The organism is Psychrobacter sp. Sarcosine-3u-12, from assembly GCF_002836005.1.
GTDB classification, from domain to species: domain Bacteria; phylum Pseudomonadota; class Gammaproteobacteria; order Pseudomonadales; family Moraxellaceae; genus Psychrobacter; species Psychrobacter okhotskensis.
Genome location: NZ_PJBY01000102.1, coordinates 55,038 through 79,946, shown reverse-complemented (window position 1 = coordinate 79,946; position 24,909 = coordinate 55,038). Strand labels below are relative to the sequence as shown.

21 protein-coding genes are annotated in these 24,909 nt (G+C 44.5%); 19 read left to right on the top strand and 2 right to left on the bottom strand.

Features of this window, described 5'->3' with window-relative positions; translation table 11 throughout:
- Window positions 1-97: 97 nt before the first annotated feature.
- The 4 genes from mnmE to CXF65_RS09600 all read left to right on the top strand — a co-directional run bounded on the left by mnmE (window position 98) and on the right by CXF65_RS09600 (window position 4,359).
- Window positions 98-1,543 carry a tRNA uridine-5-carboxymethylaminomethyl(34) synthesis GTPase MnmE gene (gene mnmE / locus CXF65_RS09615; RefSeq protein WP_101211885.1) on the top strand — a complete coding sequence of 482 codons (1,446 nt, stop codon included), beginning with the start codon at window positions 98-100 and terminating at the stop codon, window positions 1,541-1,543.
- Between the two features lie 122 nt (window positions 1,544-1,665).
- Window positions 1,666-2,142 carry a transcriptional regulator NrdR gene (nrdR, locus tag CXF65_RS09610; protein WP_025651988.1) on the top strand — a complete coding sequence of 159 codons (477 nt, stop codon included), beginning with the start codon at window positions 1,666-1,668 and terminating at the stop codon, window positions 2,140-2,142.
- Window positions 2,143-2,179: 37 nt separating this feature from the next.
- Window positions 2,180-3,265 (top strand): bifunctional diaminohydroxyphosphoribosylaminopyrimidine deaminase/5-amino-6-(5-phosphoribosylamino)uracil reductase RibD, encoded by a 1,086-nt coding sequence (gene ribD / locus CXF65_RS09605; RefSeq protein WP_101211884.1) that lies wholly within the window; start codon window positions 2,180-2,182, stop codon window positions 3,263-3,265.
- 419 nt (window positions 3,266-3,684) lie between these two features.
- Window positions 3,685-4,359, top strand: coding sequence for a riboflavin synthase (locus CXF65_RS09600; RefSeq protein ID WP_101211883.1), 675 nt, complete (start codon window positions 3,685-3,687; stop codon window positions 4,357-4,359).
- Between the two features lie 125 nt (window positions 4,360-4,484).
- On the opposite strand, the gene CXF65_RS09595 is transcribed toward CXF65_RS09600, so the two are convergent.
- Window positions 4,485-7,343, bottom strand: coding sequence for a response regulator (locus CXF65_RS09595; RefSeq protein ID WP_101211882.1), 2,859 nt, complete (start codon window positions 7,341-7,343; stop codon window positions 4,485-4,487).
- Between the two features lie 231 nt (window positions 7,344-7,574).
- Here CXF65_RS09595 and fmt point away from each other — a divergent pair, with 231 nt between their 5' ends.
- The 15 genes from fmt (at window position 7,575) to CXF65_RS09520 (ending at window position 23,281) form a co-directional block, all read left to right on the top strand.
- A complete protein-coding gene (gene fmt / locus CXF65_RS09590; RefSeq protein WP_101211881.1) occupies window positions 7,575-8,666 on the top strand; it encodes a methionyl-tRNA formyltransferase in 1,092 nt (363 codons plus the stop codon).
- A gap of 66 nt (window positions 8,667-8,732) precedes the next feature.
- Window positions 8,733-10,334, top strand: a complete 1,602-nt coding sequence (locus CXF65_RS09585; RefSeq protein ID WP_101211880.1) for a transcription antitermination factor NusB — start codon at window positions 8,733-8,735, stop codon at window positions 10,332-10,334.
- Between the two features lie 58 nt (window positions 10,335-10,392).
- Window positions 10,393-11,814, top strand: coding sequence for a threonine synthase (gene thrC / locus CXF65_RS09580; protein ID WP_101211879.1), 1,422 nt, complete (start codon window positions 10,393-10,395; stop codon window positions 11,812-11,814).
- 338 nt (window positions 11,815-12,152) lie between these two features.
- Window positions 12,153-13,250: a LysM peptidoglycan-binding domain-containing protein gene (locus CXF65_RS09575; protein ID WP_227523242.1), complete on the top strand. Its 1,098-nt coding sequence runs from the start codon at window positions 12,153-12,155 to the stop codon at window positions 13,248-13,250.
- A 48-nt stretch (window positions 13,251-13,298) separates the two neighbouring features.
- Window positions 13,299-14,546, top strand: a complete 1,248-nt coding sequence (dprA, locus tag CXF65_RS09570) for a DNA-processing protein DprA (protein ID WP_198551990.1) — start codon at window positions 13,299-13,301, stop codon at window positions 14,544-14,546.
- A gap of 158 nt (window positions 14,547-14,704) precedes the next feature.
- A complete protein-coding gene (locus tag CXF65_RS09565; protein ID WP_101211876.1) occupies window positions 14,705-15,334 on the top strand; it encodes an L-threonylcarbamoyladenylate synthase in 630 nt (209 codons plus the stop codon).
- Between the two features lie 121 nt (window positions 15,335-15,455).
- Window positions 15,456-15,974 (top strand): GbsR/MarR family transcriptional regulator, encoded by a 519-nt coding sequence (locus CXF65_RS09560; protein WP_025651978.1) that lies wholly within the window; start codon window positions 15,456-15,458, stop codon window positions 15,972-15,974.
- A gap of 126 nt (window positions 15,975-16,100) precedes the next feature.
- Window positions 16,101-17,054 carry a fatty acid desaturase family protein gene (locus CXF65_RS09555; RefSeq protein ID WP_101211875.1) on the top strand — a complete coding sequence of 318 codons (954 nt, stop codon included), beginning with the start codon at window positions 16,101-16,103 and terminating at the stop codon, window positions 17,052-17,054.
- A 124-nt stretch (window positions 17,055-17,178) separates the two neighbouring features.
- Window positions 17,179-17,679 carry a hypothetical protein gene (locus CXF65_RS09550; protein WP_101211874.1) on the top strand — a complete coding sequence of 167 codons (501 nt, stop codon included), beginning with the start codon at window positions 17,179-17,181 and terminating at the stop codon, window positions 17,677-17,679.
- A gap of 24 nt (window positions 17,680-17,703) precedes the next feature.
- A complete protein-coding gene (locus tag CXF65_RS09545; RefSeq protein WP_101211873.1) occupies window positions 17,704-18,669 on the top strand; it encodes a TIGR01777 family oxidoreductase in 966 nt (321 codons plus the stop codon).
- 83 nt (window positions 18,670-18,752) lie between these two features.
- Complete coding sequence (locus CXF65_RS09540; RefSeq protein ID WP_101211872.1) at window positions 18,753-19,208, top strand: hypothetical protein; 456 nt, start codon at window positions 18,753-18,755, stop codon at window positions 19,206-19,208.
- A gap of 116 nt (window positions 19,209-19,324) precedes the next feature.
- Window positions 19,325-20,182, top strand: a complete 858-nt coding sequence (locus CXF65_RS09535; RefSeq protein ID WP_101211871.1) for a fatty acid desaturase family protein — start codon at window positions 19,325-19,327, stop codon at window positions 20,180-20,182.
- Window positions 20,183-20,313: 131 nt separating this feature from the next.
- Entirely contained in the window at window positions 20,314-20,775 is a 462-nt protein-coding gene (locus CXF65_RS09530) for a thiol-disulfide oxidoreductase DCC family protein (protein WP_101211870.1), read from the top strand.
- Between the two features lie 187 nt (window positions 20,776-20,962).
- Window positions 20,963-21,997 carry a metallophosphoesterase gene (locus CXF65_RS09525; RefSeq protein WP_227523241.1) on the top strand — a complete coding sequence of 345 codons (1,035 nt, stop codon included), beginning with the start codon at window positions 20,963-20,965 and terminating at the stop codon, window positions 21,995-21,997.
- 156 nt (window positions 21,998-22,153) lie between these two features.
- The gene (locus CXF65_RS09520; protein ID WP_101211868.1) at window positions 22,154-23,281 is read left to right on the top strand and encodes a metallophosphoesterase; all 1,128 of its coding nucleotides are present in this window, start codon (window positions 22,154-22,156) and stop codon (window positions 23,279-23,281) included.
- Here CXF65_RS09520 and CXF65_RS09515 read toward each other — a convergent pair.
- Window positions 23,246-24,541 (bottom strand): alpha/beta hydrolase, encoded by a 1,296-nt coding sequence (locus tag CXF65_RS09515; protein WP_101211867.1) that lies wholly within the window; start codon window positions 24,539-24,541, stop codon window positions 23,246-23,248. The genes CXF65_RS09520 and CXF65_RS09515 overlap by 36 nt on opposite strands.
- Between the last annotated feature and the right edge of the window lie 368 nt (window positions 24,542-24,909).

Here is a 24,909-nt window from a genome sequence, read left to right as displayed (position 1 = left end):
TGCTTATGTTGATACGTGTTAAAAAGCGCAAAATACCGCTATTTAAAGTTTGTTTTGTCAGCCTGCGCCGAGCCGTCTATAATGGAGTTTTTAGTTAATGAGAATAAGTGTGGATTCTGTCAAAGCGGCGTTAGCCCCAACTGATTCATCTGGATTGGCTACCATTGCCGCCATTGCTACACCGCTTGGGCGCGGGGGTGTTGGGGTTATTCGTCTGTCAGGCGCACGTGCCTATGCTATCGCTTGTCAGCTCACGGGTAAGTCGGCGTTTACCCCGCGTATGGCCAGCTTCTGCCGTTTTTATCAGGCTGATGGCACGACCATTGACGAAGGCTTGGTATTGTATTTTAAGGGCCCACATTCCTTTACTGGTGAAGATGTGATTGAGCTGCAAGGGCATGGCGGCATGATTTTGCAAAATCAGTTACTCGCGCGCGTGTTTGAATTGGGTGCCAAACAAGCCAGTGCTGGCGAGTTTTCTTACCGCGCTTTTGATAACGATAAGCTGGATTTGGTACAAGCAGAGGCTATCGCTGATGCGATTGATGCGACTAGTGCTGCCGCTGCCAGTAGTGCTATACGCTCGCTAAGTGGTGAGTTTTCACAAAAAATTAATGAATTGCTGGAGCAGCTTATTCATCTGCGTTTACATGTTGAAGCCGCCATTGATTTCCCCGATGAAGAAGATGTTGATTTTTTATCCGATGGCGTTATACAGGCCAATCTTGAGAACACGCAACAAAAAATCCAGCAAGTACTCTCGACCGCAAAACAAGGTCAGCTATTACGTGATGGTATTCATGTGGTATTGGCAGGTAGGCCGAATGCAGGCAAATCAAGCTTACTAAACCGTCTAGCAGGACAAGAGCGCGCTATCGTCACTGACGTCGCAGGCACCACACGCGATACGCTACAAGAGACCGTAGTACTCAACGGTCTAACGCTGCACCTAACCGATACGGCTGGCCTACGTGAGACGCAAGACACCGTGGAGCGTATTGGCATTGAGCGCGCGCGTACCGCTATTACGCAGGCTGATATGTTGATGATGGTCTATGACGTGACCCGCGACCTTGAGGAAGAGAGTACGCCACTACAGCTGGCTGAGCAGTTATTTGGCAAGCTACCAGAGGCTAAGCGATTATTAATCATTGCCAATAAAAGCGACTTATTAAACGGTTTGAGTGACGAGGATGCCATGTCCGCTTCACAGATTGAAATAAAAAATCGTGGTTATGAACAAGTCAATGTTTCATGTGAAACAGGCGCTGGTATCGATACATTGGTCGAAGCGTTGTGTGCTAAAGTGGGTTTCCATCCGCCCGAAAACAGTCTTATTGCCCGTACAAGGCACTTGGATGCACTCAGGCGCACGGCAAATTATTTGGCAGAAGCGCACGAGCAGTTAACCGTCTTTCAAGCCGGTGAATTGGTGGCTGAAAGCTTACGTCAAGCTCAGCATAGTTTGGGTGAGATTACTGGTGAGTTCAGCGCTGATGATTTACTAGGTAAAATTTTTGGCAGTTTCTGTATTGGTAAATAGCTTTGTTAAGTCTTTTTCTATTGGAAAATAATGGTTAAAAAGTTTCATACATTCATCCTAATTAGCGCTTCAATATGGCTTTCATGTTGCCGCCTTTAATGTATTAAGACAAGGAAAATAGTATGCATTGCCCATATTGTAATGCGTCAGAGACCAAAGTGATTGACTCACGGCTTGCAGCAGAAGGGGCGCAAGTGCGTCGCCGCCGTTCCTGTAATAGTTGCCAAGAGCGCTTTACCACGTTTGAGATGGTAGAGGTGGTGATGCCAAGAATTATCAAATCAAGCGGTAAGATTGAGCCTTACGATAACGAAAAGCTGCGCCGCTCTATACTCTTGCCGCTACAAAAACGTCCCATTACCATTGATGAGCAAGAGGCAATGATTAGTCGTATCGAAAAGCGTGTACGGCAAATGGGTGAGCGTGAAATTAGCAGCAAAGTCTTAGGTGAGATTATTATGAGCGAGCTTAAGACGCTCGATGACGTCGCTTATGTACGCTTTGCCAGTGTGTACCGTGATTTTCAAGATATCGATGCCTTTCACCAAGAAATTGCTAACATTCGTCCCAGCGAAAAAACGGACGACAACGTTAAGTAGCCTTTATTAGCTATTTTTTTATTAAGTGCACCTCTTTATGACGCTTTCAAACCATAAAACCTCAAATCATAAGCTTTCAAGCCATGAGCAAGATGCCCAAGACCGCTATTTTATGATGCTTGCTATCGAGCAGGGTAAGCATGGTCTCTATACTACTAGGCCCAATCCAGCGGTAGGCTGTGTCATTGTTCAGGCAGAAGATATCGTTGGTCAAGGTTTTCACCCGAAAGCAGGGGAGCCTCATGCCGAGGTATTTGCGCTGAAAGAGGCTGGTACGCGAGCAGTAGGCGCAACCGCTTATGTGACACTGGAGCCGTGTAGTCATACAGGTCGTACGCCGCCTTGTGCGCTTGCGCTGATTGCTGCGGGTGTTAAGCGGGTAGTGATTGCAGGTTTAGATCCCAATCCACAAGTCGCTGGACGTGGTGTGCGTTTACTCGAAGAGGCGGGCATTAACGTCACTATTGGTGTATTAACGCAGCAAGCAGAAGCCTTAAATCGCGGATTTTTGAAGGCGATGCGTACCCAGATGCCTTATGTACGGCTTAAAATAGCCACCAGTCTTGACGGTCGTACGGCGATGGCGACAGGGGAGTCGAAGTGGATTACAGGTGTCGCTGCTCGCGAGGATGTGCAAAAGCTACGTGCCCGCAGTGGCGCCATTATTACAGGTAGCGAAACCGTCATCGTTGATAATCCTCAATTAAATGTACGCTCAAACCAGTTAGGTATAGCGCTTGAGCAAGTTCCTGCTCCCAAGGTTGTCGTACTCGATAGGCGTCAGCGCTTAGCGCACAGCTTAAAGTCTGATTATCAGTTATGCCGTCGAGTGGATACGATTTATTGGCATGAGGACAACTTAATTGCGTTATTAAACAATTTAGTCAGCGAGCATCAGTGTTATGAAGTATTGGTTGAAGCTGGTGCCAGCGTGGCAGGCAGTTTTTTGAGCCAGCAGTTGGTCGACGAGCTGGTTGTTTATCAAGCGCCTTGTTTATTAGGCGCACAGGCGCGTCCGATGGTGAACTTTAATCCGCTATCGTTGGCGCAGCAGCTGCGTTTTGATATCGACAGTTATGAACAAGTTGGTGCTGATCTTAAACTGACCTTATTGCCTTTATGAAATGAACACTTATAAACAGCTTGCCCACAGTCTGTACTAAATATGTGCTAAGTGTGGATAAGTTAGTAAATTCAGGTAATGTTTCACATGAAACTGTGTATAACTTTGTTTCACATGAAACCAAAAAGACCTTAATTTATATAGAATATATATTAAACCCTTTAAAATCAATTACTTATTGTTAGTCTTTAAGTATTTACAGGTTTATTCTTAGACTCTGCTCTACTGTGGATAACTTGGTCAAAACCTAGGTTTTTAACGGTGTATGGGTTGATTTTTCATTACTTATCCACAACTTATCCCATAGTGTGCTTAAAATAAACGCATGTTTCACCAAAAGATAAAGGCAGACAAACGCCTTCTTAATACATACTAATACGTTGTCTATCGCGGCAATATAATAATGAGATGAGGTTGATATGTTTACCGGAATTATAGAAAGTGTCGGAAAGGTCAAATCCATGCAGCCTACAGGCGGTGACATACGCTTGACGATAGAGTCTGATGATTTAGACTTCAGTGATGTGAAACTGGGTGACTCTATTGCTTCTAATGGTATTTGTTTGACGGTTGTGGATTTTGGCAGCAATCATTACTCGGTTGATGTCTCACGTGAAACAATTGCGCATACAGCGTTAGAAGAGCTAAAACCAGGTCATATCGTCAACCTAGAAAAGGCGATGTTGCCCACCACCCGTTTTGGTGGTCATATTGTCGCCGGTCACGTCGATGGTGTCGGCGTCGTGCGTAAATTGCAAAAAGACGCGCGCTCTATCTATATTGAGATTGAAATACCGCAAGTGTTGGCGCATTATACAGCGACCAAAGGTTCGATTACGCTTGACGGTATTAGTCTCACGACGAATTTGGTACGCGACAATATCGTCTCTTTAAATATCATTCCGCATACCGCACAAGTTACCAATATTGCTCAGCATTGGTTGGTAGGCGATAAGGTTAATGTTGAAGTGGATATTGTCGCGCGCTATTTAGAGCGGTTGCTAACCAAGCCACAAAGTGCAAGTGCGACAGCGCAAAATACACCAAGTAACATCACTGAGACATTTTTAGCAGATAACGGCTTTATGAGATAGTAAGTGACATTTATCAATACATACTTTCTTTCTGGTTTAAATTGCAAGCCAATTTAAATCGCGAGTGTCAAAGATACCTATTAGGGCATGTCTTCATTTTGATAACGATGAAATGAGGGCACGCCTTAATCTTTAATAAGACTCTGTAATACCGATTGCAGCTTATTTTTATCGATAGGCTTGGTCAAAAATTCATCCATGCCTACCTCAAAGCAAGCATCGCGATCCTCTGCAGTATTATTCGCTGTCAACGCCACAATAGGAATATCATCCCCTTGCGCACGAATCGCTTGGGTCGCTTGTAAGCCATCCATCACCGGCATCCGGCAGTCCATCAAAATAAGAGCAATCTCTTCATGCTGCGCTTGCAGTTGACTCAACGCCTGCTGCCCATCTTCTGCGACCACGGTACGATAGCCAAGCTTGGTTAATATCTTACACGCTATTTTTTGATTGGTCGGACTGTCTTCTACCACCAAAATAAGCGGTGGCGCGGTCTCGTTGGTAGTTTTGTGGTCAGAAATATCTATGGTAGCGCCATCTACCTCGGTGACCAGCGCCCGATTATCATTATCAAGATTATCGGTATCAAATTTGTCAGTATCAGTGCTTTGTGCGGTTACCAACGTCTGCCTGACTGGTAGTGTCAAACGCAGCAGCTCAGATAATAATAAAGCATTGTCTAGTGGCTTAGCCAAAAAACCATCGCATTGATCTAATAGCATAGAAGGAATGCGGCGCTCAGGCTTCATGCTCAATAGTATCGTTGGTAGCGAGATATTAGCCAATAAGCGGCTCAAGCTCTTGCGTCTACTATCATTGATGTTTTTATCGTCCCCTGCTGCTGGCTTAGGGAATACGATTGCGTTGCTCTCATAATATTCATAATCTAACAGCAGAACGGGTGCCAGTGTTTGCCCATCTTTTGCGAGCTGTTTTGTTAACTGCTTAATAGTTGCACTATTGATAGTGGTATAAATAGAAGCTGGTATAGATAAGTAGTCACATAAACGTTGCAAATGTTCAGCACCAAGCGTTTGATTGACTACTGCAATCAGATGGACTTTGGTCAATTGCTCATTAAGGTGATAGACCGGCTGATAACTTGGACGACGGCAAGGTAAATACAAATTGATGGTGCTACAGTCATTATCCGAGCTATTTGACTCAAGGAAGCCGCCCAATAATTGCGCAAAAGTATTGGCTTTGGTGTGTGCAAGATTTGCCTGCACAAGCGGTTGCTGTATTTGGTCATTAGCTGCAACATCAGTTTGCTTAACGTAAGTAAGCGGCGGTGTTTGTTTGCGCGAAGTGTTATCTACAGCTGTATGTTGCAGGCTAAACCTTACCCAGTTATGCGGGTTTTTTGCTGTCATGTCGTCATTGGTAACCAGTACACTGTCATTGACGCTTAGTGGTAAAGCTGCGTCAGCAAAGGCTTCGATCGTTAGGGAAACAGAGCCTGCAAGAGTAGAGGTGATGGCGTTATCCAGTAAGCTCAGTAAGACTTGGCAAAGGCGTTTGCGATCAGTGTCAATATGGCGCGGACAATCAGGATCAAAAAAATAAAGCAGCTCAAGCCCTTGGCGCCGTGCATCCTCTATGACTAAGTCATTGATGTGTTGTCCCAGTTTATAGATATCAACAGATTCAATCTTAAGGTGCGTTTTTTTGACGTCAATCTCTTCCATGCCCAGCATGTCATTAAGACTCGTCAACATCGCGTCGCTCGACCTCGTTAACGTCTGTAGTACAGTATGCTGCTGGATAGAAAAAGTATCAGTATTGACGGCTTCAAGGGTGTCGATTATCGTCTCTAGTGGTTGATGCAGCTCGTGATATATCGCGGGTTTAAGCTCACTAAGTTCATCAATCTTGCCTTGTAGCTGTTGATTTTTTTGCTGCAACTGAGTGTTCTGATTGACAAGCTCATTGACATTATTTAGTAGCACGGTAAAGCCATGTACTTGTCCATGTTCGCCAAACCATGGGGTAATATGCAATTGATAGGCTTGCTGGTTCTCTATACCGCGAACGTTTAGAGTGCGGGTAACGCGCAAGCTAGAGAGTTTTTGGAGCAGTAGCTGAACCGATTCATCGTCAGCTGAGACAAAATCTGTCAATTGGTAGTTGGTATCACTTTGGAATGATGTATCAAATACTCGCTCAAAACGTTGATTAAAAAAGCTAATCTGCCCGTGACGCATAATCATGACCATCGGCAACGGCGCTTGCTCAACCAAACGCTCAAGACGATGTTGCAAGGTTTGTATACGTCGATGGTTACTATGAAGTTGGTAACTGATACGACTGAGCGCGTGACCTAGACGCAAAAACTCAGACGTCGATTTTTTGTCAACAAACGGCGGTGGCAAATAAGCATCCTTTGCTTTGGCACTTAAATTATCGGTATAAACTATCAGTTGTTGCCAGTTAGTCTGGCGATTTAATGTATAAAGTAACGCCATAATAAAGAACATGATCGCCGTCATTAGCGGTAGCCAGTAGCGATAGGAGATCCAGTCTATTTCAAGGGGTTTATGGCGCAATATGATATAGAGCTTATGACCACTCTCAAGTTCAATCGTTCCTGTTAAGTTGCGAGGGTTGAGCGTATAGGCGCCGTAGTTGTTGCTATCAGAGGGCAATGAGGTAATAACATTAGGAAAGGTGACGGTGGGAAATGCACGCTCATTAGGACGGACATAACGATGGATATGAGTCTGCCCTGATGGCATCATAAAAATAATCTGATAACTAATGCCTGCAAAAGACGGCTCGCTCAGTATTTCTTGAATTTCAGAGTTTAGGGGCTGCGCGTGTTCAGTAACGGCATGCTGCAATGTTTCAAAGGTATCTATACTCCGCTGCTTATTGTCTGTCTTAATATCGTCAAACAACGCAAAGTAGTACAGTGACAACATGGTCAATAGTGTCAACGTATAAAAGAGCAGTAAGCGCTGTAAAGACTGAAACTGTTGCATAAAAGCATGACCCTAAGTCGACAATAAGTCGGCATGATGGCAGATCGTAAAATAATGATAAATCTGACAGGTTTGCGTGCTCTGGCTTATTTATGAATAAGTAGCTGAGCTTTTTACTATTATAAAGATAAATAGTGTCATTAGTAACGCTGGATTGTCACTATTACAATCATGGCACAACGTCGTAAACTCACCTATAATGGACGAATTAATCATACATAATGCACCACTATGACCACAATTGCTTCCACCTTTGATTTGTCTACAAATTCTACCCAGCCGCAACAGACACCTACGCTTGCTGAGCAGCAGCGTATCGCTCCCTTAAGAGTAATATTCGCGGGTACGCCTGAGTTTGCTGCTGTCAGCCTTGAGTCGCTCATCAAGCAGCAGGACACACTTAATATAGAGATTGTCGCGGTCTATACACAGCCTGATCGCAAAGCAGGTCGCGGGCAAAAGCTATCAGCGTCTGCGGTCAAGCAAGTTGCTTTGACCAATGATATTGTGGTTGAACAACCAGCTACCTTTAAAAAATCTAGCACCGAAGGCATGGCTGCGCGCCAGACTTTGCGCACTTATCAGCCAGATATCATGATTGTTGCGGCTTATGGTCTGATATTGCCGATTGGTGTATTGACCACGCCTACTTATGGTTGTCTAAATATTCATGCCTCATTGTTGCCACGCTGGCGCGGTGCAGCGCCGATTCATCGTGCTTTATTGGCGGGCGATTCTGAGACCGGCATTACCATTATGCAAATGGATAAAGGCTTGGATACGGGCGACATGCTCTACAAAGTCAGCGCTCCTATTAATGCTGATGATACCGCCACGAGCCTTCATGATAAGATGGCTGAACTAGGCGCGGCAGCTATTAGTACCGTGCTACAAGACTTGGTACCTTATCAAGCGCAAGCGGTAGCTCAAGATGAAAGTAAAGCCAATTACGCCGAAAAACTGGTCAAAACCGAAGGCGAAATCGACTGGACGCAATCCGCCACGGAGATTGAACGCCAAATTCGTGGCCTGACGCCATGGCCGGGCGCTTATACTTTTTTGGTAGGTCAGCGGGTCAAAATATTGGCCAGCTTGCCTGTGAATGCATCGCAGCAAACCAATGAGCCTGCTGGTACTGTGGTGAGCGTTGGCCGAAAAGCGATTCTAGTCGCTTGTGGTAAAGAGAGTGAAGCTGAATCATCAGCCACCACTTTAGCCATCACCGACTTACAGTTTGCGGGTGGTAAGCCGATGACCGCCGAGCAAATTTGCCATGGCAACCAATTAAATGATGGCGACCAGTTCACTAAAGAATCAAACTAGTTTTTACTTATATTTAACCTACTTGCACAAGGCGCTATCGATTAGGCGTCAAGGAAATCAAATTTAATGAGACAAACCAGCACTGCGCCAAGAAACAACAAGCTCAAACCGTCAAGCAACCTTATCATGAATGGCAGCGTGCGCGTACGCGTGATCCGCACTTTACTGGCTATTCAAAACGGTCAGTCGCTCTCAAGCGTCCTTGACCCGTTACTGAATAGTCTGCACGATGGTGACAAAGGCTTTGCTCATGCGTTACTGCTCACGACATTGCGCCAGTGGCATGCGCTGGCACGTTTGCTCGATAGCTTAGCAGACAACCCTATCGACGAAGTTGAAGTGCGTACCACTATTCAAGTCGGCTTAGTACAGTTGCTATATTTAGAAGTGGCTGACCATGCTGCAATTCATGAAACCGTTGAAGCTGCCAAAGAGATTGAATTCGCTCACTCGACTGGTTTAGTAAATGCTATTTTGCGTAAAGTCGCCAAGAATCCAAGCAAATTCCGTAAGAAGTGCGATAAAAAACACAGCCTACCGAATTGGCTCGCTTATCAGCTTAAGCAAGATTGGAGCGAGCAGTATGATGAGCTGACCCAAGGCTTGCGCCAGCCAGCACCGATGTTTTTACGAGTAAACTCGGCGGTTACTTCGGTAGAGGAGTATCAGCAAGCACTCGATGGGGCAGAAATTGATGCAGATATCGTTGAGCTAACGACTGGTTTTAAGGTAGCAAACTCATCAGGGTCTGCCACTTCTACCACGCTATCAACCAAAGGTCTTAGACTGCATCAAAGCACCGCTGTTAACGCTTTGCCTGATTTTGCCTTAGGAACGGCTAGCGTACAAGACATGCATGCGCAACTAGCTGCGCCGATTATTAATCAAGCATTAATGGCTAAGCTTAGCGCTGAAAGTGCGAATACTGACAGCGACAGTAATGAAAGTAATAATAATGAGCTACACATTTTAGATGCATGTGCGGCACCTGGTGGTAAATTGGCTCACTGGTTAGAGCTTATAAGCGCTAATGACGAATCATCGTTGTTTCACGTGAAACAAGACAATAATGAGATATCATCTGAAACGTCACCTGCGATTACTGATATTAAGGTAACGGCTATTGACAACGAAGCACCACGTATCGAGCGTATTCGTGAGAATTTACAGCGCCTAAATCTGAGTCAGCATGATTTGCAGCAAGCAGATAACAGCATTGCATTGAACATTGTCTGTGCAGATGCGACCAGATGGCAGCATGGCAAGAATAAAAAAGCGGCGACAAATGAGCCGGTATTTGATGCGATATTATTAGATTCTCCTTGTACCGCGACTGGCGTAATTCGCCGTCATCCTGATATCAGTATCCTGCGTACCGAAGAAGACATCGAGCAAACGGCGCTGCTACAAGCAGATATCTTGCATAATCTATGGCCACAACTTAAAGCTGGTGGTTATCTGCTGTATGTGACATGTTCTATCTTAAAGCAAGAGAACGTCGAGCAAATGCAAGATTTTATCACTCATCATAACGATGCAGTAGCGATTGAGTTTACTGAGGATTGTAGCTGGGGTATCGAACAGGCGATTGGTCGTCAATGCTTACCGATTGATAGCACGAGTGGCGATGGTTTCTATTATGCATTGCTTCATAAGACAATGGCATAAAACTGCTGAATAAACCGTTTTAACTATTGAATAACCTCATTATAGACAGGACAATCTAATGAAATATATCAGTACCCGTGGTCAGACAGCGCCGATGGATTTTAGTGATGTGCTATTGATGGGGCTTGCGCCAGATGGCGGTTTGATGCTGCCTGAGCACTATCCAAATATAGATAGCACGACCCTTGATGAGTGGCGCACGCTCAGCTATCCACAGCTTGCCATGGCGATTATGCAGCGCTTTGCCACCGATATTCCTGCCGCTGATTTGCAAGATATTATCGAGCGTACTTACACTGCTGAGGTGTTTGGTAGTAAAGAAATCGTACCTGTGCGCAAGCTTGACAATAATTTATATATTTTAGGACTATCAAATGGTCCGACATTGGCGTTTAAAGACGTTGCCATGCAGTTCTTGGGCAATGCCTTTGAATACGTGCTAAAAAGAAAAGATGCGCGTATTACTATCATCGGTGCGACCAGTGGTGATACGGGTAGTGCGGCAGAATATGCATTGCGAGGTAAAGAAAACATCGAAGTCTTTATGCTGTCACCGCATGGCAAAATGAGCGAATTCCAACGTGCGCAAATGTATAGTTTGACCGATGATAATATTCATAACATTGCTATCGATGGTATGTTTGATGATTGTCAAGATATCGTCAAGGCACTACAGCAAGATGCCGAATTTAAAGCCGCTTATAACCTCGGAACCGTCAACTCGATTAACTGGGGTCGTATCCTAGCGCAGATCGTTTATTACTTTAAAGCCTATTTTGCCGTAACTTCAAATAACGATGAAAAAGTCAGCTTTAGCGTGCCATCAGGTAACTTTGGCAATATTTGTGCCGGTCATATTGCCCGCGAAATGGGTTTGCCAATTGAGCGCTTAATCGTCGCCACCAATGAAAACGATGTGCTAAATGACTTCTTTAACCAAGGTGCTTATCAGCCACGTCCGACTGAAAAAACCTACATTACCTCAAGCCCATCGATGGATATCTCCAAAGCGTCTAACTTTGAGCGCTTTGTTTATTTGCTACTAGAAAAAGACAGCGCGCGCGTTCATGAGTTGTTTGAAGGGGTGAAGTCTGGTCAAGGTTTTGACTTGTCTGACTTGATGGATGCGGTCAACAGCCGTTACGGTTTTGCTGCTGGCAAGTCGACCCATAGCGACCGCCTGCAAACCATTAAAGCGCTTTATGAGCAGCATGGTGAGCTAGTTGATCCGCATACAGCTGACGGTATCAAGGTTGCTAAAGAGCTACAGTTAGAGGGTGAAATCATTGTCTGTGCGGAGACAGCGTTACCCGTCAAATTTGCTGACACAATCGTTGAAGCGATTGGGCCAATAGACATTGCTCGGCCAGCGCATACCGAAGGCTTGGAGAGCTTACCACAGCACGTGGTGGTGCTGGATAACAACGCTGAGCTGGTCGCTGAGCAAATTCGTCAACATGTGACGCCAAATCCAGCCTGAATTAATGCTGGACTTGTTATTAGCTTTGTTTAACCATTAAACAAGCGTCCACATAAAAGTTACGCCATTGTAATAAAGTGTTTATGATTGTGTTATGGTAGATATAATTGTAATATTAGAAACAGCGTCGGCGACTCATCATTTTGCTAGACGCTTTTTTAGCAATCCCACCAGCCAATTACACTGAACAGCTGCCCTATAGGCGTTATGATAACCGTACTGTTAAGCCTTTTTATGCTTGTCATTAATTTTAATAATGCTCAAGGCTTAAGATTAAATAAAGGGTCTAAATAGTATTGATTATGGCGACAACAGCGGTACATATTGTGGATATAACAATGAAGATGAGCTTAAAAACGATAGCAAAAGCCTTGTTGATCACGACCTTTAGTAGTGCAATGCTAATGAATGCTGCCCACGCTAACAATCCACCGCCTACTATCAAAGCGGATGCGCCCAACCGCTATACGGTTAAAAAAGGCGATACATTGTGGGATATCTCAGGACGCTATCTAGACAGTCCATGGCGCTGGAAAGAAATTTGGGCAACCAATAAGCAAATCAAAAACCCTAATCTTATTTATCCCAACGATATTCTTATCTTATGTGTGATTCAAGGTAAGACTTTGATTGGTGTCGATACGGGTGAGGGCTGTGCTGGGATTGAAAAACAATTGACCGGTACTGCAGTTACCACTTCGGTATCAGTCACGTCGACGGCCAATAGCATTCCGCCTATCCCATGGTCTGCTATCCAGCATTGGCTAGATAAAACCATCATCGTTAATCCAGCAGACTTCAATACCACACCATATATATTAGCGTCTAAAAAAGGCAACTTAATCACGGCAAGCGGTGACAAAGTTTACGCCAAAGGCGTGCCACTTATCGTCGGTCAGCGTTATGGTATCTACCGTGAAGGTGAGATGTATGTTGAGCCAAAGACTCAGCAAGTCATCGGACTTGAAGTCACCCAAGTAGCGACTGGATTGGTTACGTCTACAGAAAGTAATGGCGTCACAAGCTTGCAGCTTACCGACAGCTACGGCAAAGAAGTCCGTGAAGGTGATCGCGTTTTTGTTGAGCTGAACAACTCTATCCCGCCCGTATTTTACCCAACGCCTGCAACCGTTAGCCGTGGCGGTATGATTGTTCGTGTCATGGACTCAATCAGTTCTGCGGCGAAGGGTAGTGTGGTCGCGATTAATTTGGGTCGCACTGATGGTGCCAAACCCGGTGATGTATTGACTGTCTATCAAAAAGGGGCGTTGGTACGCGATACCAAAGATAATGATGCCTCTGTACGCTTGCCCAGTGAGCAGAGCGGTATGGTGATGGTGTTCAATACTTTTGATAATATTAGCTACGCCTATGTGCTTGATTCTGAGCTACCGCTCAACGTGGGTGATCAGCTACTACCACCCCCTTATCTATAAGCCAGACTTCTTAAGTCAGTTGAATCCGTAAATGCGAGTCAGACCATTATGACGGCAGTTTCTCCAATGTTATCCGACGAGCAGCGCGCAATATTGGCGCTGTGGACTGAGGTGAATGCGTCATTATCGGCTTATCATAAGCTTATGACTTCTTTTGGGGTAGCAGAGCTTGCTTGGCAAGCCAAAGTAGACGCTTGGCGGCAATTGGGTATTCATCATACGCATCTTGCCCGCCATGAACAGCCAGCGCAAACACAAGCCAGTATCGATAAAATTCAGCAAGCGCTCATCGAGGGGCGCTACGGTCTGCTATTTGCCGACCAGCCTGATTATCCCGCCCAACTCCTACAAATATACGATCCGCCGCCGCTGTTGTTTTATCGTGGCCAGCGCGCGCGTTTGCAGCAAGCACAAATTGCCATCGTCGGCAGTCGCAAACCCACCGCCCATGCGCAAAAAATTACTTTTGATATGGCACAATATTTAGCACAGACAGGGTATATCATCACTAGCGGTCTGGCCATGGGTGTGGATAAGCGCGCCCATTTAGGAGCACTGGCGCAGACAGATGCTGATTATCAAGGTCGAACCATTGGGGTGATGGGCACTGGTATTGAAGTGTATTATCCCAATCATCATGATAAATTATTTGCGCAAATTATCGAGCAAGGTGGCTGTATTATCAGTGAGCTGTTGCCGGATACGCCGCCGCACAAGCATACGTTTCCACGGCGCAATCGCTTGGTGGCAGGTCTCAGCTTAGCCACTATTGTCACCGAAGCGACTATCCAAAGTGGTTCGTTGATTACTGCGCGCCTAACCTCGGAGCAGGGCAAGCAAGTCTTTGCGATTCCCAGTCATATTGATAATAGCAATGCTGAGGGCTGCCACCATCTGATACGTGAAGGCGCGACGTTGATTTATCATCCTCAGCAAGTCATTGAGGACGTCAATGGTCAGCTGGTTTATGGCAATAATGGCTATCGACCAACAGCACAGACGACCAACTCAAACCATAAGCCCTCGACTAACAGTCAGTCTGCTAATGCTGCAGAGACAGATTCTGTGCCAGCGGTGAGCCAACCGATACCGTCTAATATCAAATCTCCTAAAAGCGCTATCGTCGCCCCTGAGCATTTAACGCTGGTTTATGAGCAGCTTGATTGGCATGGACAAGATTTAGATGCGTTGTTAGTCAGTACCAAGCTTACGCCACCGCAGCTGATCGGACAATTGATGGAGCTTGAGTTACTAGGCGTCATCAGCGTGCAAGGTGGGCGTTATTTACGCGTATAGGCTATTTGGGTGTTTACAACGATAGCTATGCTTTAATATTTCTAAGGGTGCTAAGGTCAGCCCAATTTTATAAATATTTAAATGTCGCTCACTTAGTCAGCTTCTCTCCTATGTTATTATTAATGCTTAAACTCCTACCTTTTCGAAGCCTTCAAGCCATGAAAAAATCCGCATCCTTTACTACTGATTCTGTCGTTCAAGCTGCCAAGTGGCTAAAAGAAGGACAGTTACTTGCTTATCCAACCGAAAGCGTTTGGGGGATAGGTTGTGATGCTTATGATAAGGCAGCCGTGCAGCGTATTTTGGATATCAAGCAGCGCCCAAAAGCTAAAGGTATGATTGTCGTTACTGACAGTGCTGAGCGTTTAGCGCCCTTATTAGATACTTTAGAAGACAGTCAGCGCCAACAAATCATTAATAGCTGGCAGACGGATAGTGACAATATAAAGCTACAATGCAAACAAGCGCACACTTGGTTGTTACCCATTCCGCAGGCGCTGATTACTACTATTCCTCCTTGGATAACCGGGCAGCATCGGACAGTTGCGGTCAGAGTTATCGCTCACCCCATTATCCGTCAGCTATGCCAGCAGTTGGTCAGCGCGCATAATCCCTTTGGACTGTTGGTTTCTACAAGCTGCAATCCATCAGGGCAACCGCCTGCTATGACTCTTACAGATGCTTATGGGTATTTTGACGAGCAAATCCGCTACTTACAGGCGGAGACGTTAGGCTATACCTTACCCAGTCAAATACGTGATGCAATCACAGGTTTAATCATCCGTTAGAGCATGGCAATCAAGCAATAGATATTATTCTCTGATTTCATTATTGACAGAAATAAAAGAATGATGCAATATGAACTAAGAAATTAGCCAAACTATATGAAATATTAAGCGAATAAATACTATGAAACTAAATCCTGTGACCGAAAAATTTATCTTACATTGGGGCGAAATGGGCTCACAGTGGGGTGTCAATCGCACTATGTCACAGATTCATGCATTGCTTTATATCATCGGTAAGCCGCTCAATGCGGAAGAGATTACCGAGACGCTTGGCGTTGCGCGCTCTAATGTCTCAAACAGTATTAAAGAGCTACAAAACTGGGGGCTAGTACAGAAAGTATCGATATTGGGCGATCGTCGCGATCATTTTACGACTAATACCGACGTTTGGGAGTTGGCACGTATTATCGTCGTTGAGCGTCAAAAACGTGAGCTTGAGCCAACGGTGCAGTTCTTACAAGAACTTATGGACAGTCCTGAATTTGAGCATGAAAATAGCGAAGTAAAAGCGCGGATAAAGGATACCCAAGAGTTCGTCAACACGCTGACCACATGGTCGTCTGAGATGCTGAAGCTACCCACAAGTATCCTTAAAAAAGTCCTCAAATTGGGCGCGAGTATTAAAAAGGTTTTACGTTAATAGTAAGCTGTATGATTTAAAATAAAAAATTTGCGATATAATTTCTGTTTAAACAGAAATTAATGTAATAAAAATAATTTTTAGTCAAGCTTTAATGACAATAGCAACGACAAATGGATGTGTAAAATGACAGTCAATCAAACACACGCTAATAAAGAGCAAGTCATTAAAAAGGCTATTGCTTCAATCGAGTGGCAAGACTTGCGTCAGTTAACGCGCGGTCAAATCGCTTACAATGTTATTTTGCCATATCCGTTCTTACTACTGTCTTGGTGGTTCGCCAGCCAATCATGGTATGTACTGGCATGCGGCGCTTCTTATTTGTTTTTTGCTGCTGCATTCCGTCAAGCGCACGATGGCTATCATCATAGTTTGGGGACAGGTAAGCGTACGACCACTGCCATATTATTATTGCTTAGCGTACTATTAATGACCAGCTTGCACAGCATTCGAGCCACTCACATGGCACATCATCGTGATCCGCTGGGCGATAGTGATATTGAAGGCAGTCTGGCAAATGTGTCATGGTGGCAAGCACTGCTCGGCGGGATAACTTATCGGCTCGCTATCTATCGGCAAGGACTGCGTTTAAGCAGCCGTCGCAATCAAAGCTTGGCTTGGCTAGAATTTGGCTTTATTGCTTTAGTCGTCTTGGTTGCCCTCGTACTGACCGTATTTACTGTCGCTGTTCCTGCTCTGACCATGTTAGCGCAAGTATTGATGTACCACATACTGACCATGATGTTGGCCAATGCTAGCGTTGGTATCATTGCTGTGTGGGGCGTGCACCATGATTGTGATGAGACAATCGCTCGCACCGAGCGTAATCCAGTGATCAATTTACTAACTTTTAACCTGTTATATCACGCAGAGCATCATTTTTTCCCTGCTGTACCATCCAACCATTTACCTGAATTAGCCAAGCGTTTAGATGAGGCAGCACCACACTTGACCAAAGCGCATGTATTGCCAAATACTGCTGTTGCGATGGACTTTATTAATCATCGTTGGAACAAATTAAAGAATAAATCTCAAAATAATAATGATAGTGAGTGTCCTATTCGTAAGCGTTTTGCTTAATCAGTAGACTAAATGAAATCAAGATACTTATTACTTATCCACCCATTATCCACAGTAATTTCACTGGCTTTGCCAACGTCGTATTTATACTCAATTAATGACCAATGTTAATAGGATAAATATCATGAAAACGAATAACAATGTAGGTGCTTACCCTTACTTATCAGTGATTATTTTGTTTGCAGGGCTTGGTAGTATGGTTGGTGGAGTGATTGCAGAGCTAGGTTTGTTATTCATTTTTAGGAATGCGGATTTTGCACAAATTGGTTGTCAGCCGTTACTATACGTTGGTTTATTGGGTTTTATTCCTGCTTTATTAACGGGTATTCTCGTCGCTTATAAAAATATATGGCGCGGTGATCATAAGAGTCTACGCACGACATTTTTGATTGGGTTTATAACGTCAGCAGGTTATATGGGTGCAATCGTCTTATATTTAGGCATAAACTCATGGATAGAGGTTGGCGTGCTACTGGCCTTTATGATTGGTATAGGACTATTTGGCGCTATCAATGCAGCTATCGCTGGCTGTATTGCTTTACCAAAAGCATGTAAAAGTCGTTTTGATATAAAAGTTAAAAAAGAAGACGATGACTATAGCGAATTAAGTTTTACTAAACGATAAGCAAAAAAATATAGGGAATAGGACATGAATATTTTAATCAGTGGTGGCTCAGGATTTTTAGGCAGTGCCTTTAGTAATGAGATTATGGCGCGTTACCGTGCCCAAGATAAAGCGCTGCACATTACTTGGCTGACGCGTGATAGCAGCCAAGCACATCCGAATGATATCGAAATGATAACTTATGATGAGCTGGCGAGCTCAGATAAAAGCTTTGAGGTTGTTTTAAACCTAGCAGGGGCAGGTATCGCTGACTCGCGTTGGAGTGATGCGCGCAAAGAGCAATTGCTTGCCAGCCGTATTAAGCCTACCGAATCCTTATTGGCATTTATTAAGCGCACCAGTATTAAGCCCAAGCTAATGGTCAGCGGTTCAGCGATTGGTTGGTATGGGACTCAAGGTGACAAACCTCTTACCGAAAGCAGTGGTTTTGAGACTGATTTTGCCCATCAATTATGTGAACAATGGGAACAGCTAACTTTGACAGCAACGGAATATGGCGTACCTGTGGCTATCGTGCGAACCGGTGTGGTGATTCATCCTGAAGGCGGCATGCTTGGTAAGTTATTAACCCCATTTAAAATGGGTGTTGGTGGGCAGTTAGGTGATGGCAAACAAATCATGAGCTGGATCAGTCGTGAAGACTGGGTTGGGGCGGTGATATTCATCATTGAAAAGCATCTTGCTAATTATGCGGACACTCAGACTACCGATGAGCACTCGTTAGAAACTATCAATGATACGCCAGTGCTGGTTTATAACCTCACTGCGCCTAATCCAGTGACCAATCATACTTTTACCAAAACGCTTGGAGCATGGCTACACCGGCCCACCTTTTTTACTTTACCCAATTTTCTGCTTAAGCTAATATTTGGTGAGATGTCGACGCTACTAATAGATGGACAAAAGGTATTGCCTCAAGCATTACAGGACGCAGGTTATGATTTTAAACAGCCAACACTGAAGCAAGCTTTAGAAGAGCAGAGTTCGTAAATCATTAAGCGACTGTTTCATGTGAAACATCATTATTATTTACATGATGCTTTGTTTCATGTGAAACCTAAATAGAGGTGTGTATGAGTGATATTGAGATTAGCGCTACAGCCACAGCATCCAGCTATCCTAAAGCTAAGGTAATAGGAACTTATGGATTGTTGGGAGGTGCGATAGGTGGTCTGATTGTCTGTTTATATATGATTGTGATGCTTGTAATTGACGGTAATATTTTTAGGCAAGAGTTAACAGATATTTTCAAAATGCTATTAGCTTCTATTGTAGGCGGATTCTTTTTTGGTTTGCTCCCTACGTTAGTAGCTGGATTAACTATATGTAAGTTGAAGATAGTCTTTGACTCCATACTAAAAATAGTACCGTTATTCTTCATTGGATTCTTTAGTACTTTTATATTTTCAGTTTGGATTATAGCAACAGATGTTTTTTTAGAGAAAATAATATTTGGATTGGTTCTTAGCTTGATAGGTGGAGCCAGCGCTGTGATTACAGGTCTTATCGCATTACCTAAATACAAATAAAATTTAAATAGTTATTTCACTTTTGACAGAAATAAAGTAAACTTAATTTATAATTACTAAACAAGTGGTTGCTTAATTTGAGTCGCTACTGCTTATCACAAAGCAAGGAGAACATCATGCGTCATCCTTCGTTAGCCAATATTGAATGGCAAGATTTGCGTCAGCTCAAGCCCACTGAGACGGTTTATAATATCTTTTTATCGTTACCCTTTTTATTATTGTCATGGTGGAGCGCGTGGCAGGGATTTTGGCTACTTGCGCTGGCTGCAACGTTTTTCTTTTTTACCGCCGCACTTAGACAAGCCCATGATTGCTATCACCGTACTTTAGGTGTGAGTAAAGTCGCCACAGAGCTCATGCTATTTATGCTGAGTATCACTATGCTTTGTAGTACGCATGCCATTCGGCATACTCATCTTAATCATCATAGAGATCCGCTGGGAGAGAGTGACGTTGAGGGTAATTGGGCACGTCTGCCTTGGTATAAAGCGATATTAGGCGGCGGAATTTTTTCGATAGCGATTCAGTGGTTTGGCTTAACGCATGGTAGCCGCCGCAATCGTATTCTTGTTGCCCTTGATATGTTGCTTATTTTCGCAGTGATTGCCACCGCTTTTATCACGATGCATCCTATATTGATGTATCACGTATTGGTAATGATATTGGCCAATACGATGGTGGGGTTCTTTGCTGTATGGAGCGTCCATCATGGCTGTGATGAGATAGTATATGCCCGTAGTGAGCGTCATCCATTGATTAATTTACTGACTTTTAACTTGCTCTATCACATCGAACATCATCTGTTTCCAGCGGTGCCGACCAACCATTTACCGATGCTGGCCAAGCGTTTAGATGCTATTGCCCCGCAGTGGACGCAGCAGCCAGTAATTCCCTTTTTAGCCCCAGTCAATCAGTATCAAGAGTCTAGGGTGACTGAAAAATCCAATGCCCATTCGCATCACTTTGATATTTAGCCATAGTCGTTTCAATATAATTTGGATACAAGGAAGGCGAGTGAAAGTACTACAAATAGTAGACTAAGCGAGCCTGACACCGTATCTGATTTATATAGGATTGACTATATCACTCAGAAAGGAGTCATAAGATGATTATTCAAAATCATATCAACAGTTATAGAGAGCAAGCATATTTATCCATTACCATGTACTACGACGATGCATGCGTCATATGTAGCACCGAGGCGCACAATATGCAAGTGCGTCAGCCGGAGAAGATACGCTTAGTTCCTGTGAAAGAGGGGCTTGATAATTTAGCCGCCGCAGGATTTAGCCGTGAGGATGCGATGACTTATATGTGTGTGCAAGACAGCTACGATAACTGGTATACGCACATGGATGCCGTACGACTGCTCTACAGAACGGGCGGCGTGAAATGGTCACCCTTGTTATTTTTGCCAGTGGTCAAACAACTGGGTGACTTAGCTTATCCCTATGTCGCGCGCAATCGTTATAGAATTCCGAATTGGGTGACCAAGTTGATCTATGGTAAAGCAGTGATGCAAGCCTGTGACAATGGCGTTTGCAAAATTGCACCAGATAAACGTTAAAGGGCTTTTACTGGCCACTATTTAGTTTTGTGGCAATAGCACTTTAGAGGCAAAGCATATGAAGTTTTCGTGGAAAAAAAGACAATACATTCAGAGCATCCAGCTTTTGACGTAAGATAGCGTTATCTTTATCTAAGCAGACTTGATTATGTGGTTCTTCATTGTTTTTACTCAGTTGCTAGCTGTTATGACCAGCGTGCTTCTCTGCTGGTTTGTAAAGCCAAAAACTACTGCTGCAAAAGCTGCACTGGTAGCAGCTGTCTTTGTTATTAATAATAGTGCTCTCATTTATGGTTTGACTGAGTTTTGGGGTGAGCGCTTTCATGTCTATCTGGTCGTTAGTATTTTGCAAGGTTTTATGCTTTATGCTGGTGTGATAACGGCTGCAGTGGCAGTACTCGTTCATCAGCTCTTTAAGCGAAAATCTCGTCCAATACTCTTGCGTACCTTTGCCATTACAGTTTATGTCGCCATTGTTAGCTTAGCGGTATTTAATGCTTATTCGCCCGTCGTACATCGTTTAACAGTCACTATAGATAAGCCGCTGGCTAAACCAATGGATATCGCGCTTGTCTCTGATACGCATCTGGGCAGATGGTTTGGCAATCGACAGATAAAGAAAATGGTAAGCCTTATCGATGCGCAACATCCTGATGTCGTGGTTATCGCTGGCGACATTATGAATGATAATACCATTGCTTACGATAATACGAATATGCAAGAGCAGCTATCAAAGTTAAAGGCACCGCTTGGCGTTTATGCGACTTTAGGTAATCACGATTATTTCGGTTATGACCAACAGATCACTGAGGCGGTGGAAGAGGCTGGCATCAAAGCGCTTGATAATGAGAGTGTGCTATTAAATGACTCAGTATGGCTGGTGGGGCGCTCAGATGACATCGATCGTACCAGACTGTCAGCTGAGGAGTTATTAACGCAAGTACAGACAGACAAACCAGTGCTATTTTTAGAACATCGTCCTAGCGCGATGGATGAGGTCAGCACCCTGCCAGTTGACTTGCATCTGTCTGGGCATACCCATGGCGGGCAGATATTCCCGTTAACGATATTGATGGATTGGTTCTCACCATTAAACTATGGCAGCAAAAAAATAGCCGATACGCAGTTTTTGGTGACCTCTGGTTATGGCATCGGTCCCGTACCATTTAGACTGGGTACGCGTTCTGAGGTTTGGATAATTACGTTGCAGTCTGGTGTATGAGCTATTTAAATAAATAGTGTTGCCCTTATGATAAAGCCTTTATCATATCTAAATGGTAGAGGCTTTTATTTGCTGCTAGGCTTGTTGATAGAGGCTTTGCTCGCATTGTCACCTGAAAACATACTGCATTGACGCCACCATACTCAAGGATTTTTTATGCGCTACGCATTTTTCATCACCATTTTTGTGCTATTGCAGCTCTTTAGTTTCGGCGCTGCTTTAAGCGTGCAATGGTGGTTACAGCCTTGGCAGACAGCAGGTTTGCAAACCTCCGTATGGGTCATCATGTTCGTTATTACCAACGGTTTGCTGCTACTCAGTGTCAATAGAGCATTTGCCAATAGCTATCGCTGGATCAGTGGCTGGATGTTAGTCATGCACTTTATGTTATTGACGGCTTTAGTGACCAGCCTATTTTATGGTGGATATTGGGTAATTACATCGCTAACCAGTGATGTACTCGCTACAACGGCGACAGTCGATTTTGGCTTGCGCATGTTGGCATTGGCAGTATTTATCGGGTTATTTGTTTATGCTCTATACAGCGCTTATGCGCCTGTGGTGCGTGAGTTATCTATTGATATTGATAAGCCTTTGGTCAAGCCGCTACGTATTGCGGTCGCTAGCGATTTGCATATCGGGAGATTGTTTGGGATTGGCGCAATAGATAGGCTGCATCGTCTTATTGTGCAGCATAAAGCAGACATATTGCTGATGCCAGGCGATATCATGGATGACAATATACAGGCATTTACCACATATAAAATGGCAGAAAACTTGGCTGAGTTATGCAAAAGCCTGCCGTATGGGGTCTATGCAACTTTAGGCAATCATGATTTGTACGGGCACGAGCAGCCAATTGTCCAAGCGTTGCGTACTGCTGGCGTGCAGTTATTAAATGACGAAGTCATACGCCTCACGCACCAAGGGCAAGCGTTTTGGCTGATGGGACGCTTCGACAATCATAAGCGTCAGCGCGTCCCGACGACTGAGCTACTGGCGCAGGTCAATAGCGCTGAGCCGCTGATATTGTTAGACCACAGACCAAGTGATATTGCTGAGCACAGCCAAATGCCGATTGATTTGCAGCTCTCTGGGCATACCCATAACGGTCAGATATTCCCCGCCAACTTCATTGTCAGTGCCATCAACCGCTTGGGTTATGGCTATGAGGTTATCAATGACAGTCACTTTGTGGTGTCATCTGGTTACGGCTTTTGGGGCATTCCGTTTCGACTGGGCTCGCGCTCAGAGATTTGGCTCATCACCCTCACTGGTCAGTAGGTCTTGCACAAAACAAGCAAACGCCTTGATAATATAGCTTGTCTGATTGCCAAGACCTTGATGGACACTCATCAAGTTAATAAAACCATGCGGTGCGCCTAGCACTGTATAAGTTTCTACCTTAACGCCTTCTTTTTGCAAAAGCTCAGCATAAGCCAGCCCTTCATCTCGCAAGATATCTAATTCCGCAACGACGACATAGCTGGGACACAGGTGCGCATTGTCACCGTGCATGACTGAGATAAGCGGGTGAGACTGCGCTAGACCACTATGCTGAGTGTAGGCAGTATTAAAGACGTTTGCATCGTTGTGATCGAGCAGCAAGCCTTCACCATAAAGCTTCCAGCTCGGATATTCAGCCTCATAATCAGTGACCGGATATAGCGGTAATTGGGCTAAAGGTCGCGGCAAATCAGCCAGTGAATTTTTAAAAGTATCATTGGCTTTTTTATCAGTCTCAGCAGTTTGATTATTATCTTGCCATAGTGCATCGATAGGCTTAATAACCTGCTGCGCCACCAGTGCTGCCAAGCAACCACCCGCACTATCACCAGACAATACGATGCGCGATGGCAATGCACCAAGTGACTGAGAATGTTTAGCCAACCAAGCATACGCCGACAGACAGTCTTTAAGGGCTGTTGGCGCTGGATATTCAGGTGCCATGCGGTAGTCGACGCTCACGACTGCCCAGCCATTTTGGGCGCAGACCGTATGACAAAACTCATGGTGCGTGTCGATATCACCAATACAAAATCCGCCGCCATGAAAAAACAGCATGGCGACTTCATCCGCACTTTTTCCCTCATTATTCTGCTTCGACTGCTGGTAGCAGCGCACGGTCATGTCACCACCGTCAGCGTTGGCAATGGTTCTATCTTGCCAGCTGACGGCGTTCTCTGAATTTCCTGAGACATTCGCATTTTGTTGCCAAACGCTAGGCGCTTGCAACGACACCGCATCTGTACCAAATTTCTGCCGTAGGTTGGGTAGCTTATCCAGTGCTAATGGGCGCTTGAGCTTATTACTGACCGCAAGTATCAGGCGCAGATGGGCGTCAGCGAGGGGATATTGCTCCGCTGTAGACGCTTTTAATTGGTGATTAACTCGTTCGAGTAGCGGCGTTGGCAAATTATCCAGCCCTTTTAGCGTATGGTGCAAAATATGATGCTGGTGCGCATTTTTAGCGGCTGTTGTTTTGACGGTCTTAAGCGTTTTTGTCAATAAAGCATTGAGCGATGGCACTGGTAAAATAGGCATAAACCCTCTCTTGTAATCGATGTTTAAACAAAGTTAATCGGCTTTATAAGTGAACGATTAATATAGCAGTTAATCATAAGATTTATATGAGGGTCTGTTGAACATTCAAATATTAGGACTGCTGATCGCTAAAATCGCATCAAACTAGGCGTAAACCGACGAGAATGTCGAGACCTTAGCTAGGTTTACAACAACGTTTGGGGTGGTTTTAGCATCAGCCCTTTGGGGCAGGGCTATTTTTTGCCAATACATGGCGAAATTATCTAACCTGGAATGACTAGGCGTCAAAAATTTCACTGCGTATTGTCTAAAAAATAGCCACTGCCAGTGCCACATTTGAGTGTTCAACAGACCCTACATTCCAATCT

Bases quoted from the DNA above. Each gene is read 5' to 3' on its own strand.
- CXF65_RS09585 (WP_101211880.1), top strand. From the start codon at position 8,733: ATGAGACAAACCAGCACTGCGCCAAGAAACAACAAGCTCAAACCGTCA.
- mnmE (WP_101211885.1), top strand. From the start codon at position 98: ATGAGAATAAGTGTGGATTCTGTCAAAGCGGCGTTAGCCCCAACTGAT.
- CXF65_RS09520 (WP_101211868.1), top strand. From the start codon at position 22,154: ATGCGCTACGCATTTTTCATCACCATTTTTGTGCTATTGCAGCTCTTT.
- CXF65_RS09525 (WP_227523241.1), top strand. From the start codon at position 20,963: ATGACCAGCGTGCTTCTCTGCTGGTTTGTAAAGCCAAAAACTACTGCT.
- dprA (WP_198551990.1), top strand. From the start codon at position 13,299: ATGACGGCAGTTTCTCCAATGTTATCCGACGAGCAGCGCGCAATATTG.
- CXF65_RS09515 (WP_101211867.1), bottom strand. From the start codon at position 24,541: ATGCCTATTTTACCAGTGCCATCGCTCAATGCTTTATTGACAAAAACG.
- CXF65_RS09560 (WP_025651978.1), top strand. From the start codon at position 15,456: ATGAAACTAAATCCTGTGACCGAAAAATTTATCTTACATTGGGGCGAA.
- CXF65_RS09545 (WP_101211873.1), top strand. From the start codon at position 17,704: ATGAATATTTTAATCAGTGGTGGCTCAGGATTTTTAGGCAGTGCCTTT.
- CXF65_RS09535 (WP_101211871.1), top strand. From the start codon at position 19,325: ATGCGTCATCCTTCGTTAGCCAATATTGAATGGCAAGATTTGCGTCAG.
- ribD (WP_101211884.1), top strand. From the start codon at position 2,180: ATGACGCTTTCAAACCATAAAACCTCAAATCATAAGCTTTCAAGCCAT.
- fmt (WP_101211881.1), top strand. From the start codon at position 7,575: ATGACCACAATTGCTTCCACCTTTGATTTGTCTACAAATTCTACCCAG.
- CXF65_RS09555 (WP_101211875.1), top strand. From the start codon at position 16,101: ATGACAGTCAATCAAACACACGCTAATAAAGAGCAAGTCATTAAAAAG.
- CXF65_RS09540 (WP_101211872.1), top strand. From the start codon at position 18,753: ATGAGTGATATTGAGATTAGCGCTACAGCCACAGCATCCAGCTATCCT.
- thrC (WP_101211879.1), top strand. From the start codon at position 10,393: ATGAAATATATCAGTACCCGTGGTCAGACAGCGCCGATGGATTTTAGT.
- CXF65_RS09575 (WP_227523242.1), top strand. From the start codon at position 12,153: ATGAAGATGAGCTTAAAAACGATAGCAAAAGCCTTGTTGATCACGACC.
- nrdR (WP_025651988.1), top strand. From the start codon at position 1,666: ATGCATTGCCCATATTGTAATGCGTCAGAGACCAAAGTGATTGACTCA.
- CXF65_RS09595 (WP_101211882.1), bottom strand. From the start codon at position 7,343: ATGCAACAGTTTCAGTCTTTACAGCGCTTACTGCTCTTTTATACGTTG.
- CXF65_RS09530 (WP_101211870.1), top strand. From the start codon at position 20,314: ATGATTATTCAAAATCATATCAACAGTTATAGAGAGCAAGCATATTTA.
- CXF65_RS09550 (WP_101211874.1), top strand. From the start codon at position 17,179: ATGAAAACGAATAACAATGTAGGTGCTTACCCTTACTTATCAGTGATT.
- CXF65_RS09565 (WP_101211876.1), top strand. From the start codon at position 14,705: ATGAAAAAATCCGCATCCTTTACTACTGATTCTGTCGTTCAAGCTGCC.
- CXF65_RS09600 (WP_101211883.1), top strand. From the start codon at position 3,685: ATGTTTACCGGAATTATAGAAAGTGTCGGAAAGGTCAAATCCATGCAG.